Raw genomic sequence first — 17174 nt, 5'->3', positions numbered from 1 at the left:
GACGTCCGGCCCTAATGTCGCGTCATGAACCTGCTGGACCAGATTTCCGCCGCTCCGATGGCCCTGCGCGACATGGCCGCGCTGGCGTTCCTGTTCGTCGCCTGGCTGGGGATCGGCTGGTTCACCGAGCGCCCGCCGGCGGGGCGGCCGTCGGTCTCGGTGCTGATGACGCGCTATCGCCGGGAATGGATGCGCCATTTCGTCGAGCGCGACCCGCGCATCTTCGACGGCAACATCCTGGCCAGCCTGCGCGAGGGGACGGCGTTCTTTGCCAGCGCCTGCATGATCGCCACGGGCGGCCTGCTGGCGCTGATCGGCAACGGCGAGCGGCTGCGCAGCGTCGCCAGCGGGCTGGAGCTGACGCCCACCGCCGGCACGGGGTGGGAGCTGCGTCTTCTGGTGCCGATGTTCTTCGTGGTGAACGCGTTCCTGAAGTTCGTCTGGGCGCACCGGCTGTTCGGCTATTGCGCGGTGATGATGGCGGCGGTCCCGAACCGCGCCGACCACCCCGAGACGATGGACCGCGCCATGCAGGCGGCCGATCTGAACATCACCGCCGCCCGCAGCTTCAACGCCGGGCTGCGCAGCGTCTATTTCGCGCTTGGCGCGCTTGGCTGGCTGACCGGCGCCTGGACGCTGATGCTGGGCACGGCGATCGTGCTTTGGGTCACGTGGCGGCGCGAATTCGCGTCGACCTCGCGCCAGGTCATCCTGCGGTCGCTGCCGCCCCCGATGCTGTCCGCCGGGCTTTCCGGTCCTGTCGGACAGCGATCGTCAGCACCACCGCCCCCGCGGCTGTAAGCGCCACGCCCACCAGCCCCGGCGCGCGCCAGCCCCATCCGGCTGCCAGCGCCAGCCCGGCCAGGAAGGGTCCAAGCGCGTTGGCCGCGTTGAAGGCCGCGTGATTCATCGCCGCCGCCATGTTCTGGGCCGACCCCGCCACGTCCATCAGCCGCGTCTGCAGCGGAATGACCAGCCCCGCACCGGCGGCGATCAGGAAGGACGACAGCACCATCAGCGGCCAGCTGCCCACGACCAGGGCTGCGAACCCCTGGGTCGCGGCCATCGCGGCCAGGCTGGCGAATGCCGCACGGTCGATGCCCAGGATCTCGGTCAGGCGGCCGGCGCCCCAGGTGCCCAGGGTGCCGCCCACGCCAAAGGCCGCAAGCGTCAGCGGGATCACGTATCCCGGCGCGTCGGTGGTGGCCAGGATCGCCGCCGTCAGGAAGGCATAGACCGCGAACAGCCCGCCGAACCCGATGGCCCCCACGGCCAGCACCCACAGGACGCGCGGGTTGCGCAATGCCGCCAGTTCGTCCCACGGGCGGGCGTCGGGATTGCCGCCGACGCGCGGCGCCACGCGCAGGATCAGCCAGGCCGACAGCAGCGCGATCACGCCGGGCAGCGCAAAACCCCACCGCCAGCCGATGCTTTGTCCCATCCAGCCCGCCAGCGGCACGCCGACGATGTTGGCGATGGTCAGCCCCAGCAGCACCCGTGCCGCGCCCCGGGCCCGCTGTCCCACGGGCAGCGCGTCCGCCGCGTAAAGCATCGCGACGCCCAGAAAGCCGCCATGCGGCAGGCCGGCCAGGAACCGCACCCCGACCAGCGTCGCCAGCCCCGGCATGAAGGCCGCCAGCAGGTTCACGACGCCGTAAAAGGCCATCAGCGCCGCCAGATAGCGCCTGCGCGGCAGCCGGGCGCCCAGCATCGCGGTGACCGGCGCGCCGACCACGACGCCAAGGGCATAGGCGCTGATGACGTGCCCGGCCTGCGGTTCGGTCAGGGCCAGGTCGGCGGCGAAATAGGGCAGCAGGCCCATGGCCGCGAATTCGGACGTGCCGATGGCGAACGCGCCAAGCGCCAGCGCCAGGATCGCGGCGCGAAAATCAGGGGTAGAGGTCATGCGGAGTTCCTGGGACGGGGGTGTTAGCCCTCACACCAGCTTGGGCCGGTTTTGGCAAGCCCTGCGCGGACAGGTCAGCCTTGCATCATGTGCAAGGCGTCACAGCAGCCCGCGCTGAACCGCGACCCAGATCGCCAGCGCGGCCACCACCAGCACCCCGAACGCGACCGAGGCGCCAAAGCTGACCGCCCTTCCCTGCCAGCGGGTGATCTCGCCCAAGGGGCGCAGATGCGCGGCCAGCGCGGCGTGATCGCGCGCCAGACGCTCGGCGGGCAGCTGCCGCGCGACCTTGGGCTGGGCCGACAGGCGGTCGGCCTCGGCCAGGCGGGCCGCACGACGGCGCAGGCGCGCCGGCAGCGCCCCCCCGCGGCGGTTCAGCATCACGGAAAGCGGCGGCCGTTCGCCGCGCCGGGCGCCGCCGAACCGGGACGCGATCAGGATCGCGATCTCGTCGGCCATGACGGGAATGTCTTCGAAGCTGTGACCCTTGCGCATCATCGGGTCAGGATAGACGGGATGGCAGCCGCGCGCCAGACGCCGTAAGCTGCCCGAATGAAGCTGAATCACACCATCGCGGGCCCCGAGGGCGCCCTTCCCGTCCTGCTGGTGCACGGACTGTACGGCCAGGGCCGCAACCTGGGCGCGCAGGCCCGTAGGCTGGCACAGACGCGCCGCGTGGTCACGGTCGACCTGCGCAACCACGGCGACAGCCCCCAGGACATGGATGCCGACTATCCCGCGCTGGCGGGCGATCTGGCCCGACTGATCGGCGATCTGGGCGGGCGGGTCGATCTGGTCGGCCATTCGATGGGCGGCAAGGCGGCGATGGTCCTGGCGCTGACGCAGCCCGACCTGGTGCGGCAGTTGGTGATCATGGACATCGCGCCCGTCGCCTATGACCACGACCAGACCCGCTATATCGACTCGATGGAGGCGCTGGATCTGTCCGCGATCACCCGCCGCAGCCAGGCCGATGCGGCGATAACCGCGGACGTGCCCGAACCGGGCGTGCGGGCGTTCCTGCTGCAGAACCTGGACCTCAAAGCCACGCCGCCCGCGTGGAAGCTGAACCTGCCCGCGCTGCGCGCGGCGATGCCGCAGATCGTGGGCTGGCCCGACGACCTGCCGCAAGGCAGCTTTCCCGGCAAGGTCATGGCCCTGCGCGGGGCCCGGTCCGATTATGTCGCCGATGCCGGAGAGGCCGCCCTGCGCGCCCATTTTCCACAGGTGCGCATCGTCACGCTGAAGGATGCCGGGCACTGGCTGCATGCCGACGCGCCCGAGGCCGTGGCCGAAACGCTGGTCAGTTTTCTAGGCGACGGCCGCTAGCAGCGCAGATCGACCAGTGCGACGGCCGAATGGGGGCCGCCCTGCGGCGTCAGGCTGTTGTCGATGGGCCGGCATCCGGTGGCTTGGGCGGCCGCGCGCATCATCAGTTCGGGCATACGGACGCGATCGGCGCGGCGCAGGCGGTCCAGCCTGATCACCTGCGCCTCGGTCCCGCGGGGATAGACGGCAAAGCGCATGCCGTCGACCATCACGTCCTGACGCGCGGCGGCCAGGAAGCCGGGCGACGGGGTGGTGCAGCCCGACAGGGCCAGCATCAGGGCAAGAGGGGCGGTCATGCACATCATGCCCCCATCATCGCCCGGCAAGGTTAACGGCAGGTTAATCCTGCCGCTGCTCCTCCAGCCGGTCGGCCAGCGATTCGGCGCGGGCGGCCAGTTCGGCCATCGCCTCGCGCAGGTCAGAGGGAATCACCGGAACCTCGACGCGGGGCGGGTTCTGCTGCAGCCGATTGATGTGGCGTTCGGCCTTTTCGGCGCGATCCTCCAGCGTGGCGAAACGGTCGGCCAGCATCAGCCCGGCCAACAGCAGCAGGCGCGGCTCGGGAACGCGACCGGCCTGTTCCAGGATCTGGCGCGCCTCTCCGTCCAGGATGGCGGCGGCGCGTTGCAGCAGGCGCTCCTCGCCATCGGCGGCGCCGACGCGGTATTCCTTGTGTCCGATGGTGAATTCAACCTCGGCCATGTCAGCGCTCCTCGTGGTTGGGCGGCAGATCCTCGGGCAGACCGCCCGCATCGCCCCCGGCCTCGTCCGGCACGGCGCCGTCCAGCATCGGCGGTTCGTCGGCCAGCAGGCGCTCCAGCTCTGCCATGATCTCGCTCATCTGCGCCATCTCGGCGGCGCGGGCGGCGCGCAGGGCGGACAGTTCGGCCTGCAGGGCGGCCATCTGTTCGTCGGCCCCGATGCCGCCGGTCTCCTGCGCCTCCAGAAGGTCGCGGTTGGCGGTGATCAGTTCCTCGTTGGCGGCGGACAGGCCCGCGGCCTGTTCCGTCGCGGCGTCCAGACGGGCCTGCAGCTCCGCCAGGGCGCCGTCATCGGCGGCGCTGGACGGGGCTGGTGCCGCCGCTTCGGCCGGACGTGGGGGCACGTCAAGCATCTTGTCCATCCGGTCAAGCGCGGCGCGCAGCCTGCGTTCGCTGGCAGTGATGTCGCTCATGGCGCGGGTCCTTTGGTGGCGTCTGAAAGACGTTTTCGCATTGCGGGCCCCGTAAGACAAGAACGGGCGGGAAAACCCGCCCGTTCCTTTCGATTATCCAGGGGTCAGCGCAGCTCTCGATGCTCGGCCATCAGGCCCTTGACCAGGGCATAGCACGCGCCCAGCAGCACGATGGCGAAGGGAAAGCCCGTCGACACCGCCATCGCCTGCAACGCGACCAAGCCGCCGCCCACCAGCAGGGCGATGGCGACCGCCCCCTCGATGGCGACCCAGAAGATGCGCTGCGGTACGGGGGCGTTGATCTTGCCGCCCGCCGCGATCGTGTCGATGACCAGCGATCCGCTGTCCGACGAGGTCACGAAGAACACGATCACCAGCACGATCCCCACCAGCGAGGTGATGGAAGCCAGAGGCAGCTGCCCAAGCATGGTGAACAGCTCCAGTTCCAGCGGCGCATCCAGGATGCCCGAGAAACCGCTGACGGTCAGGTCGATGGCCGTGCCGCCAAGCGCCGTCATCCACAGGATCGAGATCAGCGACGGCACGATCAGCACCGCGATCAGGAACTGCCGCACGGTGCGGCCGCGGCTGACGCGGGCGATGAACATGCCGACGAAGGGCGACCAGCTGATCCACCATGCCCAATAGAACGCGGTCCAGCCGTGGCGGAAGTTGTCGTCCGTGCGACCGAAGGGGTTCGACAGCGGGATCAGTTCCGCACCATAGGCGCCCAGGTTGCTGAAGAAGCCGCCCAGGATGGCCATGGTCGGGCCCACCGCGATGACGAAGATCAGCAGCACGATGGCCAGGATCATGTTCAGCTCGGACAGGCGCTTGACGCCCTTTTCCACGCCCAGGACGACCGAGGCCCCGGCGACGAAGGTGATGCCGACGATCAGCAGGATCTTGTTCAGGCCGGTGTTCTGGAACCCGAACAGATAGGCCAGCCCGGCCATCGCCTGTTCCGCGCCCAGACCCAGCGAGGTCGCAAGGCCGAAGATCGTGGCCAGCACCGCCAGGATGTCGATGACGTGGCCCGGCCAGCCCCAGATCCGTTCGCCGAAGATCGGATAGAAGACCGAACGCAGCGTCAGCGGCAGCCCCTTGTTATAGGCGAACAGGCCCAGTGCCAGCGCCACCACCGCATAGATCGCCCAGGGGTGCAGACCCCAGTGGAAGATCGTTGCGGCCATGCCGATGCGGCGCGCGGCCTCGGGGTCGTCGACGGCGCCGCCCAGCGGGGCCCAGTCGGTGCGCACGCCCCCCTCGGTCACCGGACCGCCCAGCGCGGCCTCGAAATGGCCCAGCGGTTCGCTGACCCCATAGAACATCAGGCCGATGCCCATGCCCGCCGCAAACAGCATCGCGAACCAGCCGGTCAGGCTGAAATCGGGCGTGGCTTCGGGTCCGCCAAGACGGATCCGGCCAAGCGGCGACACGATCAGCGCCAGGCACAACAGCACGAAGACGTTGCCGGCCAGCATGAAGAACCAGTCCAGGTTCGATGTCAGCCCGTCGCGGATGCCCCCGAACAGGGGTTCCAGCTGGCCGGGAAACATCAGCGTGGCAACGGTGAACAGCACCACCGCCGCGGCAGAGATGCCGAAAACCGGGTTGTGGATGTCGAAGGGCACCTTGCCCTGATGTTCAATGTTGTCCTGACCGATGGTATAGTCGGTCTCGATGATCTCTGTCGGGCCTTCGGGCTCGGGCAGCGGCTCGATGCCGTCATCGGGGGCGGGTGCAGGCTCTGCCTTGGGCGGCGGGGCCTTGGGGGCATGGGGCGGGTAACGGCCGCTCAGGGCGTCCTGTTCGCGCGTCCGGTCGCGGGGGGTGCCCGGCGTTCCCGGACCTTTCGGTGGTGTTTGTGACATCTGTCCCTTTCAGATTTGGTCTCGAACGGGTGGCAGGTCCTTGGACCCTTGGCGGAAATCCGCCGCGGAGGCTCACTCCTTCTCACATTTCGGTCAGAAAGGCCACTGCCGGACATTTGGTTCCCACCGGCCTGCCCAGCCCGACCGTTGACTTTGCCGGCAACCGTGACCAAGCATTCGCGTTTTGCGCCGTGGCGAGGACCCGATGGGAAAAGTGAACCGCAGCTTTGTCGTGATCGGGCTTGGCGCCTTCGGCAGCGTCGTGGCCGCCGAACTGGCGCGGTTCGGCAACCAGGTCATGGGCATCGACAAGGACCCGCGGCGGGTGGCGGCGCTGGCCGAACAGCTGCCCGCGTCGCTGATCCTGGACGCCACCGACGAAGGCGCGCTGCGCGAGGCGGGCGTCGACCGCTATGACGTGGGGCTGGTGTCGATCGGCAACAACCTGGAAAGCAACGTGATCGCCGCGATGAACCTGCGGCTGGTGGGCGTGGGCACGGTCTGGGCCAAGGCCGACAACCGCACCCATCACCGCATCCTGTCCAAGATCGGCGCCGACCGCGTCGTCATGCCGGGGCTGGAGATGGGCCGCCACACCGCGCAGATGCTGAACAACCCGGCGGTCCAGGACTATGTCAGCCTGGGCAACGGCTATTCGGTGGTGAACCTGATGATCCCGCACCGCCTGTCGGGCCGTACCCTGTCGCAGCTGAACCCCGGCCCGGGGATCGAGATCCTGGGCATGATGCGCGGCACCGAATATCGCGACATCCGCGGAGAGGACCCGGTCCTGCAGGCCAACGACCGCCTGCTGCTGCTGGGCAAGCGGGTGGACCTGACCGGTTTCGGCGACCGGCTGTGAAGCGGCCCCGCCCCTCGGCGCTGCGGCGCTGGCTGGCGCGCACGCCGCCGCCGGCCGTTCTGGCGGTGGGGTACCTGACCCTGATCGCGGTGGGCGGCCTGCTGCTGATGCTGCCGCCGATGACGCACACGCCGATCACGCTGTCGGATGCGCTGTTCACCTCGACCTCGGCGGTGACGGTGACCGGGCTGAACGTGGTCGACACCGAACTGGGCTATGCGTTCTGGGGACAGCTGGTCATCGCGGTGCTGATCCAGCTGGGCGGGCTGGGCCTGATGACCTTCGCGGTGCTGATCTGGTCGGCCCTGGGCCGCCCCCTGGGCATCACCCAAGGCACCTATCTGCGCGAGGATCTGAACCAGACCTCGTACGGCAAGCTGACGCGGCTGGTCTGGACCATCCTGCGTATCGTCGTCATGGCCGAGGTCGCGGGCGCGATGCTGCTGTGCCTGTCCTTCATGCCCCATCACGGGCTGGGCCCGGGGCTGTGGCATGCGATCTTCCATTCCGTCTCGGCGTTCAACAACGCGGGCTTCTCGACCTTCTCTCCGGGGCTGACGGGATACGCGCTGGACCCGGTGGTCAACGTGGTGATCCCGGTCCTGTTCATCACGGGCGGCATCGGCTACGTCGTCATCGCCGACCTGTACCAGCGCGCGTTCTGGCGCGGCTGGTCGCTGCACACGCGGATGATGATGGTCGGCACCGCCATCCTGATCGTGGGCGGCGTCGCCATGACCGCGATCCTGGAATGGGACAACCCCAACACGCTGGCACAGTATCACAGCATTACCGCCCGCCTGACCGTCGCGTGGTTCCAGGGCGTGACCACCCGCACCGCGGGATTCAATTCGACCGACATTGCGGGGTTGGAGGATTCCACCTCGTTCATGTACATGATCCTGATGATCATCGGCGCCGGCCCCACCTCGACGGGCGGCGGGCTCAAGGTGACGACCGTCTTCGTGATGCTGCTGGCGACCTGGGCGTTCCTGCGGCGCCGGACCGAGGTGACGGGGTTCGGCCGGTCCATCCCCCTTGGCGACGTGCTCAAGGCGATGGCGCTGATGGCGATGGCCTCGGCCGTCATCGTCACCGCGATCTTTCTGCTGCTGATCAGCGAGGGCGGCGATTTCGTCGACATCGCGTTCGAGGTTTCGTCGGCCTTCGGCACGGTCGGCCTGTCGCGGGCCTATACGCCTGAACTATCCGAATTCGGGCGCGCGGTCATCATGGTGGTGATGTTCCTGGGCCGGGTCGGGCCACTGACCCTGGGGTTCTTCCTGGCCACGCGGATGGTGCCGCGGGTGCGATATCCCGCGGGCCAAGTGCACCTTGGCTGATGCGCCCGCCGCCCCTATAAGGCGCCCTGACAGGAAGGACATCCCATGCGCCAGGCGACCATCACCCGCAAGACCTCGGAAACCTCGATCAAGGTGACGCTGAACCTCGACGGCACCGGGGTCTATGACAACCGGACCGGCGTGGGCTTCTTCGATCACATGCTGGACCAGCTGTCGCGCCATTCGCTGATCGACATGACCATCCGCGCGCAGGGCGACCTGCATATCGACGATCACCACACGGTCGAGGATACGGGCATTGCCATCGGCCAGGCCCTGGTCGCGGCACTGGGCGACAAGAAAGGCATCCGCCGTTACGGCAGCTTCCTGCTGGCCATGGACGATTCGCTGGTCCGCGCCGCGCTGGACCTGTCGGCGCGGCCCTATCTGGTCTGGAACGTCGACTTTCCGTCGGAAAAGATCGGCACCTTCGACACCGAACTGGTGCGCGAGTTCTTCCAGGCGCTGTCCACGCATGGCGGCATCACGCTGCATGTCGACCGCCTGCACGGGCTGAACAGCCATCACATCGCCGAGGCCGCCTTCAAGGCCGTGGCCCGCGCGTTGCGCGAGGCGGTCGAGCCCGATCCGCGCATGGCGGGCGTCCTGCCCTCGACCAAGGGGGCGCTGTGATGCGGGTCGCGCTGGTCGATTACGACAGCGGCAACCTGCATTCGGCCGAAAAGGCGTTCCAGCTGATGGGCCGCGACGCGGGCGCCGAGGTCGTCGTGACCTCCGACCCCGAGGTCGCCGCCCGCGCCGACCGCATCGTGCTGCCCGGCGACGGGGCCTTCGCCGCCTGCCGCACCGCCCTTGGCGAGGTGGACGGCATGGCCGAGGCGATCCGCGACGCCGTCCTGACCCGCGGCGTGCCCTTCATGGGCATCTGCGTCGGCATGCAGATGCTGGCGACCACCGGCCATGAATACCGCGAGACGCCCGGCCTGGACTGGATCGGCGGAGAGATCCGCGCCATCGCCGCCCCGGGCCTCAAGGTGCCGCATATGGGCTGGAACGATCTGGTCATCGACCGCCCCCACCCCGTGCTGGAGGGGATCGCGACCGGCGATCACGCCTATTTCGTCCACAGCTGGCAGTTCCAGGTGGCGGACCCCGCCCATCTGTTGGCCCATGTCGATTACGGCGGGCCGGTGACGGCGGTGGTCGGACGCGACAACATCGTCGGCACTCAGTTCCACCCCGAGAAATCCCAGGCCGTGGGCCTGCGCCTGATCGCCAACTTCCTGCGCTGGAACCCCTGAGCGGTCACTGGACCTCCGGCGCCGTTTGCGGTCATGTGCCGCAAACGGACAGGAGAGAGTGATGGATGATCTGGAACGCCGCATCGCCGTGGCCCGGGGCGATCAGGCCGCCGACCTGATCCTGCGCGGCGGCCGTGTCTTCGATCTGATCACCGGCACGATGATGGCGGGCGACGTGGCGATCTGCGGCGACCGCATCGCAGGCATCGGCGATTACGACGGCACCCGCGTGATCGACGTCACCGGGCTGATCCTGGTGCCGGGCTTCATCGACACGCATCTGCATGTCGAAAGCAGCCTGGTCACGCCCTTCGAATTCGACCGCTGCGTGACGCCCCGCGGCGTCACCACGGCCATCTGTGACCCGCACGAGATCGCCAACGTCATCGGCCTGGACGGCATCCGGTATTTTCAGGCCGCGTCCGAGCATCTGCTGATGGACCTGCGGGTGCAGCTGTCCTCCTGCGTGCCGTCTACGGAGATGGAGACATCCGGCGCGCGGATCGAGGCCGGGGATCTGGCGCAGGTCATGGGCCACCCTTCGGCCATCGGGCTGGCCGAATTCATGAACTATCCCGGCGTGATCCACCGCGATCCGGCCGCCATCACCAAGCTGCGCCTGTTCGCGGGCGGCCATATCGACGGGCATTGCCCGCAGCTGACGGGTCTGGACCTGAACGCCTATGTCGCCGCCGGCATCCGCACCGAGCATGAGGCCACGACCGCCGACGAAGCGCTGGAGAAGCTGCGCAAGGGCATGCGCGTCCTGATCCGCGAAGGCTCGGTCAGCAAGGACCTGGATGCGCTGCAGCCGATCCTGACCGAGGCGACCAGCGCCTATCTGTGCCTGTGCACCGACGACCGCAACCCGCTGGACATCGGAGAGCATGGGCATCTGGACTACATGATCCGCCGGCTGATCGCGCTTGGCACATCGCCGCTGGCGGCCTATCGCGCGGCGTCGCTGTCGGCGGCCGAGGCCTTCGGGCTGAAGGATCGCGGGCTGATCGCGCCGGGCCTGCGCGCCGATATCGTCGCCATCGACAGCCTGGAGGGGTGCCACGCGCAGCTGGTCCTGACCGGCGGGCAGGTCGTCGATGATGCGGCCTTCGCCGCGCGCGGGACGGTGGCGCCGGTGGGACGCGCCTCGGTCAAGGCGCCCAGGGTCACGCCGCAGGATTTCCGCTGCACCGGCAACCGCACGGAGACGCCGGTGATCGGCATCCTGGAAGGCAAGATCATCACCGAACACCTGACCCAGGACATCCCGCCGCAGGACGGCGACAAGCGCCCCGACCCCGCGCGCGATCTGTCCCGCATCGCGGTGATCGAGCGGCATGGGCGGAACGGCAACATCGCTACGGGCTTCGTGCAGGGGTTTGGTCTGGCGCGCGGGGCCATCGCCTCGACGCTGTGCCATGACCACCACAACATCGCCGTCGTGGGCGTCGATTACGCGGACATGGCGCTGGCGGCCAACCGGCTGACCGATCTGGAGGGGGGATTCGTCGTGGCCTGCGACGGCCGCATCCTGGCCGAACTGCCCCTGCCGGTCGCCGGGCTGATGAGCCTTGAGCCGTTCGAGACCGTGCGCGACACGCTGATCGCGCTGCGCGAGGCCGCCCGGACCCTGGGCACGACCCTGGAGGAACCGTTCCTGCAGCTGGCCTTCCTTGCACTGCCGGTCATTCCTGCGCTGAAGATCACCGATCGCGGCATGGTCGATGTCGCGAAATTCGAGATCATCGCCCCCTGACCCCGCCGGCATCGGTGCAGGAAGGGCTACAAACCCGTCAGTCGCCTCGGACGCGCAGCACCTCGGCCACGGCGCGCGCCACGGCATCGTCGATGCTCAGCGTGCTGGTGTCCAGCACCACCGCATCCTCTGCCGGACGCAGCGGCGCCGTCGCCCGCTGGCTGTCGCGCAGGTCGCGTTCGCGCAGCTGGGCCAACATCTCCTGGGGGTCGGCGCCCAGTTCAGCCGCACGACGCGCCGCCCGAACCTCGTCCGAGGCGACCACGTACAGCTTGACCGCCGCATCGGGACAGATGACCGTGCCGATGTCGCGCCCGTCCAGCACGGCGCCGGGGTCCTGCGCGGCAAAGCGGTGCTGGAACGCGACCAAGGCCGTGCGGACGTCGGGAATGGCCGCGATGCGGCTGGCGGCCTGACCCGCCTCGGCGCTGCGCAGGTCCGGGCGGGCCAGATCCTCCGCGTTCAGCGAATGGGCCGCCGCGACAGGATCGCCCCCCTTGGCGCCGGTCGCCCGGTACAGCAGACCCGTGTCCAGGTGGTGAAATCCGAACCGGTCGGCCAGCGCGCGGGCGATGGTGCCCTTGCCCGATGCGGCCGGTCCGTCGATGGCGATGATGAAGGGCATGGCAGGCGATCTGTCGGTTGGCGTTGAGAACGGAATGTCCCGCACCCTTCGCATGCCCGGGGCCACGCGTCCAGCACCCCCGCCCCCGGACCGCCACGCGCAACATTCAGATCACCGGCCATCGCGATATTTTCACGACATTACCCCTTGGCAATCTCTGCGCTGCGCCGTCCTATGGGACTTTAAGAACGCATTGAGTTTTAGACATAGATGTTATCAGGTTTTATCGAACGTCTTCTGGACGCCCCGACCATTGCCGACATCCGCGCCGTATTTCTGGAAGCGGTCGGCCAGCTTGGCTACGATCACGCCCTTTATGCCGCGCGTTTCATGCTGACGGTGCCCAGGGCGCTGTTGCGCGACAACCCCGTGGTCTTCAGCAACCTGCCCCCCGATCTGATCGAACAGGCCCAGCGGCTGCGCGACCTGGATCAGGACCCCTGGGTCGAATGGGTGCGCGACAATGACGGCGACATCGCGTCCGACGCGTTGCAGGACCAATTCGGCCCGTCGCGCTCCTTCGGGCTGGCGGCGGAACACGGGCTGGGCCATGCCCGCATCATCAGCCTGCGCGACAAGGTCCTCCACAGCGTGGGCGCGGTGGTGGTGATGCCGCGGCGGGGTGCCGATGCACAGGACCTGCAGGCGTCCTGGGCGCGGTCGGGCCGCGAGGTCCGGGTGCTGTCCTGGGTAATGCACATGCGCATCGCGACGATGCAGCGCAACCTGCCCAAGGCCACCCTGACCCCGCGCCAACGCGAGGTCCTGGGCTGGCGCTCGGCCGGCAAGACCGTCGGAGAGATCGCGGTGATTTTGGGCATCACCGCCGCCACCGTGGAAAAGCACATGCGCTTGGCCCGCGAGGCCCTGGGGGTCGAGACGACGCCCCAGGCCGTGCTCAAGGCCCATGTGACGCATCAGCTGTTCCAGCCTGCCGCCGCCTCGCTGAGGCTGGGGGGCCAGGGGTAGGGTTTTCCACCGTTTCGCCCGCCCCCGAAACCGCGTCACATCGCGGCGTTCCGTGAGTGGTGACACGCAAGTGTCAGGAACAGGCGGCGTGCGGCAAGGTTGCCTTGGCCGGGCGCCGCCACCAAGGTCCGGAACGCGAAATGCCGGCCCAGGGGGCCGGCATTCGTGTCGTTCGATCAAGAAAGGATCAGGCGCCGCTGAGGGTCTTGGCAACCTCGGCTGCGAAATCCTCTTCCTTCTTCTCGATGCCTTCGCCGACCATCACGCGGGCATAGCCGGTGATCTGGACGCCGGCCTCGGCCGCGGCCTGCTCGACCGTCAGGTCGGGGTTCATCACGAAGGCCTGACCCAGCAGCGTGTTCTCGGCCACGAACTTCTTCATCCGGCCCGGAATGATGTTGTTCTGGATGACGGCCTCGGGCTTCGGCTTGGCCGAAGAGGCGTTCTCTTCCAGCGCCTTGGCGGTCTGGACCTGCAGCTCGCGCTCCAGCGCGGCGGGATCCATGGTCGCCTCGGACAGCGAGACGGGGTTCGTCGCCGCAATGTGCATCGCGAACTGCTTGCCCACGGTCGGCGCCTTGTCAGCCGGACCCGACAGCGCGACCAGCACGCCGATCTTGCCCAGGCCGTCAGCGGCGGCGTTGTGCACGTAGGACACGACGGTCTCGCCTTCCAGGACCTGCACGCGGCGCAGGGTCAGGTTCTCGCCGATGCGGGCGATGGCGCCGGTCACGACGTCCGAGACGGACTTACCGTCCAGATCGGCGGCCTTCAGGGCCTCGATCTCGCCCGCGCCGTTCAGCGCGACGCCGGTGATATCACGGACCAGCTGCTGGAAATCGGCGTTTTTGGCGACGAAGTCGGTCTCCGAGTTGATCTCGACGGCGACGCCGCGGCCACCCGAGACCTGGACGCCCACCAGACCTTCGGCGGCAACGCGATCGGCCTTCTTGGCGGCTTTCGCCAGGCCCTTGGTGCGCAGCCAGTCGATGGCCGCTTCCATGTTGCCGTCGTTCTCGGTCAGGGCCTTCTTGGCGTCCATCATGCCTGCGCCGGTGGTCTCGCGCAGTTCCTTCACCATCGCTGCGGTGATTGCCATATCCGTCTCCTATCTGTTCAACGCGTCAGGCGGGGCATATCCCCGCCTGACGACAATCCGATGAATGGGTGGTTCCGGGGCGGATCAGGCCTCGGCTGCGGCCTCTTCGGTCGCCGGCTCGTCCAGCAGCTCTTCCGGCGCTTCGGCCAGCGAACCCAGGTCGACGCCCGACGCACCCATGTGCGCGGTCATGCCGTCCAGGGCCGCACGGCTGACCAGGTCGCAGTACAGCGCGATGGCGCGGGCCGCGTCGTCGTTGCCCGGGATGATGTAGTCGATACCGTCGGGCGAGCAGTTGGTGTCGACCACGGCCACGACCGGGATGCCCAGCTTCTTGGCTTCCAGGATGGCCAGGTCTTCCTTGTTCACGTCGATGACGAACAGCAGGTCGGGAAGGCCGCCCATGTCGCGGATGCCGCCCAGCGAGGCTTGCAGTTTGGTCTGCTCGCGCTCCAGCTGCAGGCGCTCTTTCTTGGTCAGGCCCTCGGCGCCGCCGGCCATCGTCTCGTCGATCGCCTTCAGGCGGTTGATCGACTGGCTGACGGTCTTCCAGTTGGTCAGCGTACCGCCCAGCCAACGGTGGTTCATGTAGAACTGTGCCGACTTTTCAGCCGCTTCCGCGATGGAACGCTGTGCCTGGCGCTTGGTGCCGACGAACAGCACGCGGCCGCCCTTGGCGACGGTATCGCGCACGACCTGCAGGGCCGCGTCCAGCATCGGCACGGTCTGCGTCAGGTCCAGGATGTGGATGCCGTTGCGGTCACCATAGATGAACTCACCCATGCGGGGGTTCCAGCGTTGGGTCTGGTGACCATAGTGGACGCCAGCTTCAAGAAGCTGACGCAGCGAGAATTCGGGAAGCGCCATGAGGAGTTCCTTTCCGGTTTGCGCCTTGGCAGGGGGTCTCAGGGCGGATGCCCCAACCGGTGGACCGTTGCGGATATGTCCCGCAAGGCCCTCCCCTGCCTGTGAAGTAGGCGCGCGATAGCCCCTGTACGGGTGAAAGGCAAGCGAATTCGCTGTGGCATTCCTGCAGGTAGCGGTAACATCGGCATGGCGGCACCCTTGCATCGGGCGGGGCTTGGGTTCAGGTTCGCAGCAGTTCCATTCATAAGCGATAGGCCCGCCATGACCCCCCAAGATCAGTCTCGGCAGACGAAAGCCCTGTGCCAGCTTGCGCCGGTGATCCCGGTCATCGTCATCAAGGACGTGGCCCATGCCGAGGGGCTGGCCCGTGCGCTGGTCGCGGGCGGGTTGCCGGTGCTGGAGGTGACGCTGCGCTCGGACGCCGCGCTTGACGCGATCCGCGCCATGAGCGGCGTCGCGGGCGGCCATGTCGGCGCGGGCACCGTGCTGACCCCGGACGACGCCAAGCGCGCCAAGGACGCGGGCGCCAGCTTTGCGGTCTCTCCGGGCCTGACCGACCGGCTGATCGCCGCCTGCGAGGATCTGGCACTGCCGCTCCTACCGGGCGCCGTCACCGCCTCCGAAGTGATGCGGGCCGCCGATGCGGGCTTCGACATGCTCAAGTTCTTCCCGGCCGAGGCCGTGGGCGGAGCCCCCGCGCTGAAATCGCTGGCGGGCCCCCTGCCCCGCATCAGCTTCTGCCCCACGGGCGGCGTGACACCCCAGAACGCGGGCAGCTATCTGTCGCTGCCCAACGTGATCTGCGTCGGCGGCAGCTGGATCGTGACCGATGCCGACATGGCCGCAGGCAACTGGCAGGCGATCGAGGATCGCGCCCGCACCGCCGCGGCACTGCGCGGCTGACACGATGGATCTGGCGCGCGCCCGGCGCAACGTCGCGGTCCTTGTGCTGGCACAGGCGATCCTGGGCGCGCAGATGTCGGTCATCTTCATCGTGGGGGGGCTTGCGGGACAGATCCTGTCCCCGCATCCCTGCCTGGTGACGCTGCCGCTGTCGATGATCATCCTGGGATCGACCCTGTCGGCACGGCCGCTAGCGCGCTTCATGCAGGCGCGCGGGCGGCAGGCGGGGTTCCTGCTGGCCGTGGCGGCGGGGGCCTTGGGCGCGGCGATCGCGGCGGCGGGGCTGTGGCTGGGCTCGTTCGCGCTGTTCATGGTGGGGTCCGGGCTGACCGGCATCTACATGTCGGCGCAGGGCTTCTACCGCTTTGCCGCGACCGACACCGCGCCCGAGGATTACGCCCCAAAGGCCATCAGCCTGGTCATGGCCGGGGGCTTGGCCGCCGCCATCATCGGCCCGGCGCTGGTGCGCATGACCAGCGACCTGACCGCCGTGCCGTTCCTGGCGACCTATCTGGCGGTGATCGGCCTGAACCTGGCCGGACCGCTGCTGTTCGCCTTCCTGGACATCCCCAAACCGCCCGCGCCGGTGGCGGGCGCATCCACGGGGCGCCCGATGGGGCAGATCCTGCGGACCCCCGCCATTGCCGTGGCGATGATCTGCGGCATGGTGTCCTATGCGCTGATGAACCTGGTGATGACCTCGACGCCCCTGGCCGTGGTGGGCTGCGGCTATGACACGGCGGATGCCGCCAATATCGTCAGCGCGCATGTGCTGGCCATGTTCGCGCCCAGCTTCGTCACCGGTCACCTGATCGCACGCTTCGGACCGGAGCGGATCGTCGGGTTGGGCCTGGCGATCCTGGCCGCCGCGGGCGCCGTCGCCCTGTCCGGGGTGGAGGTGGAGCAGTTCTTCATCGCCCTGATCCTCCTGGGGATCGGCTGGAACTTCGGCTATATCGGCGCCACCACCATGCTGACCCGCGCCCATGCCCCCGAGGAACGCGGCCGCGTTCAGGGCATGAACGATTTCGTGGTCTTCGGCGGGGTGTTCCTGGCGTCCCTGTCCTCGGGCGGGCTGATGAACTGCTCGGGCGGGTCGATCGTCGCCGGCTGGAACGCGGTGAACCTGGCGATGCTGCCTTTCCTGGCGCTGGCGGGCGGGGCGCTGATCTGGCTGGTCATGCGCCCCCGCCCCGTCTGAGGTC

General features: G+C 68.4%; 19 protein-coding genes. 10 read left to right on the top strand and 9 right to left on the bottom strand.

Going from position 1 to position 17174, the window contains the following annotated elements; translation table 11 throughout:
• Positions 1 to 24 precede the first annotated feature (24 nt).
• Positions 25 to 801, top strand: coding sequence for a DUF599 domain-containing protein (locus tag TW83_RS11590; RefSeq protein WP_045982931.1), 777 nt, complete (start codon positions 25 to 27; stop codon positions 799 to 801).
• Here the strand turns inward: TW83_RS11590 and TW83_RS11585 are convergent.
• Together TW83_RS11585 and TW83_RS11580 are read right to left on the bottom strand one after the other, a co-directional pair.
• The gene (locus tag TW83_RS11585) at positions 707 to 1906 is read right to left on the bottom strand and encodes an MFS transporter (protein ID WP_045982930.1); all 1200 of its coding nucleotides are present in this window, start codon (positions 1904 to 1906) and stop codon (positions 707 to 709) included. The genes TW83_RS11590 and TW83_RS11585 overlap by 95 nt on opposite strands.
• Before the next feature lie 99 nt (positions 1907 to 2005).
• On the bottom strand, positions 2006 to 2404 hold the full coding sequence (locus tag TW83_RS11580) for a hypothetical protein (RefSeq protein ID WP_084697417.1): 399 nt from the start codon (positions 2402 to 2404) through the stop codon (positions 2006 to 2008).
• A gap of 54 nt (positions 2405 to 2458) precedes the next feature.
• On the opposite strand from TW83_RS11580, the gene TW83_RS11575 reads away from it, so the two are divergent.
• Positions 2459 to 3235 carry an alpha/beta fold hydrolase gene (locus TW83_RS11575; RefSeq protein ID WP_045982929.1) on the top strand — a complete coding sequence of 259 codons (777 nt, stop codon included), beginning with the start codon at positions 2459 to 2461 and terminating at the stop codon, positions 3233 to 3235.
• Here the strand turns inward: TW83_RS11575 and TW83_RS11570 are convergent.
• The 4 genes from TW83_RS11570 to TW83_RS11555 all read right to left on the bottom strand — a co-directional run bounded on the left by TW83_RS11570 (position 3232) and on the right by TW83_RS11555 (position 6283).
• Positions 3232 to 3531 carry a hypothetical protein gene (locus tag TW83_RS11570; RefSeq protein ID WP_052714850.1) on the bottom strand — a complete coding sequence of 100 codons (300 nt, stop codon included), beginning with the start codon at positions 3529 to 3531 and terminating at the stop codon, positions 3232 to 3234. The two genes, TW83_RS11575 and TW83_RS11570, sit on opposite strands and share 4 nt — an antisense overlap.
• 43 nt (positions 3532 to 3574) lie before the next feature.
• Positions 3575 to 3937 carry a cell division protein ZapA gene (locus TW83_RS11565; RefSeq protein WP_045982928.1) on the bottom strand — a complete coding sequence of 121 codons (363 nt, stop codon included), beginning with the start codon at positions 3935 to 3937 and terminating at the stop codon, positions 3575 to 3577.
• A gap of 1 nt (position 3938) precedes the next feature.
• Positions 3939 to 4409: a hypothetical protein gene (locus tag TW83_RS11560; RefSeq protein WP_052714849.1), complete on the bottom strand. Its 471-nt coding sequence runs from the start codon at positions 4407 to 4409 to the stop codon at positions 3939 to 3941.
• A 104-nt stretch (positions 4410 to 4513) separates the two neighbouring features.
• Positions 4514 to 6283 (bottom strand): BCCT family transporter, encoded by a 1770-nt coding sequence (locus tag TW83_RS11555; RefSeq protein WP_084697415.1) that lies wholly within the window; start codon positions 6281 to 6283, stop codon positions 4514 to 4516.
• A gap of 205 nt (positions 6284 to 6488) precedes the next feature.
• Here TW83_RS11555 and TW83_RS11550 point away from each other — a divergent pair, with 205 nt between their 5' ends.
• The 5 genes from TW83_RS11550 (at position 6489) to ade (ending at position 11506) form a co-directional block, all read left to right on the top strand.
• On the top strand, positions 6489 to 7145 hold the full coding sequence (locus tag TW83_RS11550) for a TrkA family potassium uptake protein (RefSeq protein WP_045982927.1): 657 nt from the start codon (positions 6489 to 6491) through the stop codon (positions 7143 to 7145).
• Positions 7142 to 8488 carry a TrkH family potassium uptake protein gene (locus tag TW83_RS11545; protein ID WP_045982926.1) on the top strand — a complete coding sequence of 449 codons (1347 nt, stop codon included), beginning with the start codon at positions 7142 to 7144 and terminating at the stop codon, positions 8486 to 8488. Before TW83_RS11550 ends, TW83_RS11545 begins: the two co-directional genes overlap by 4 nt.
• Positions 8489 to 8533: 45 nt before the next feature.
• The gene (hisB, locus tag TW83_RS11540; protein ID WP_045982925.1) at positions 8534 to 9121 is read left to right on the top strand and encodes an imidazoleglycerol-phosphate dehydratase HisB; all 588 of its coding nucleotides are present in this window, start codon (positions 8534 to 8536) and stop codon (positions 9119 to 9121) included.
• The gene (hisH, locus tag TW83_RS11535) at positions 9121 to 9750 is read left to right on the top strand and encodes an imidazole glycerol phosphate synthase subunit HisH (protein ID WP_045982924.1); all 630 of its coding nucleotides are present in this window, start codon (positions 9121 to 9123) and stop codon (positions 9748 to 9750) included. The genes hisB and hisH overlap by 1 nt, the downstream gene beginning before the upstream one ends.
• Positions 9751 to 9811: 61 nt before the next feature.
• On the top strand, positions 9812 to 11506 hold the full coding sequence (ade, locus tag TW83_RS11530) for an adenine deaminase (RefSeq protein WP_045982923.1): 1695 nt from the start codon (positions 9812 to 9814) through the stop codon (positions 11504 to 11506).
• A gap of 37 nt (positions 11507 to 11543) precedes the next feature.
• On the opposite strand, the gene TW83_RS11525 is transcribed toward ade, so the two are convergent.
• Positions 11544 to 12131: a d(CMP) kinase gene (locus TW83_RS11525; RefSeq protein ID WP_045982922.1), complete on the bottom strand. Its 588-nt coding sequence runs from the start codon at positions 12129 to 12131 to the stop codon at positions 11544 to 11546.
• 210 nt (positions 12132 to 12341) lie between these two features.
• Between TW83_RS11525 and TW83_RS19395 the strand changes: the two genes are divergently transcribed.
• Entirely contained in the window at positions 12342 to 13100 is a 759-nt protein-coding gene (locus tag TW83_RS19395; RefSeq protein ID WP_052714848.1) for a LuxR family transcriptional regulator, read from the top strand.
• 187 nt (positions 13101 to 13287) lie between these two features.
• On the opposite strand, the gene tsf is transcribed toward TW83_RS19395, so the two are convergent.
• A complete protein-coding gene (gene tsf / locus TW83_RS11515) occupies positions 13288 to 14199 on the bottom strand; it encodes a translation elongation factor Ts (protein ID WP_045982921.1) in 912 nt (303 codons plus the stop codon).
• A gap of 84 nt (positions 14200 to 14283) precedes the next feature.
• Entirely contained in the window at positions 14284 to 15066 is a 783-nt protein-coding gene (gene rpsB, locus TW83_RS11510; protein WP_045982920.1) for a 30S ribosomal protein S2, read from the bottom strand.
• Between the two features lie 261 nt (positions 15067 to 15327).
• Here rpsB and eda point away from each other — a divergent pair, with 261 nt between their 5' ends.
• A complete protein-coding gene (eda, locus tag TW83_RS11505; protein ID WP_045982919.1) occupies positions 15328 to 15969 on the top strand; it encodes a bifunctional 4-hydroxy-2-oxoglutarate aldolase/2-dehydro-3-deoxy-phosphogluconate aldolase in 642 nt (213 codons plus the stop codon).
• 4 nt (positions 15970 to 15973) lie between these two features.
• On the top strand, positions 15974 to 17170 hold the full coding sequence (locus tag TW83_RS11500; protein WP_045982918.1) for an MFS transporter: 1197 nt from the start codon (positions 15974 to 15976) through the stop codon (positions 17168 to 17170).
• Positions 17171 to 17174: the final 4 nt, after the last annotated feature.

Source organism: Paracoccus sp. S4493 (genome assembly GCF_000967735.1).
In the GTDB taxonomy this organism is placed as follows: domain Bacteria; phylum Pseudomonadota; class Alphaproteobacteria; order Rhodobacterales; family Rhodobacteraceae; genus Paracoccus; species Paracoccus marcusii.
Note: the sequence above shows the minus strand (reverse complement) of the source record. Positions and strands in the feature narration are given on the sequence as shown.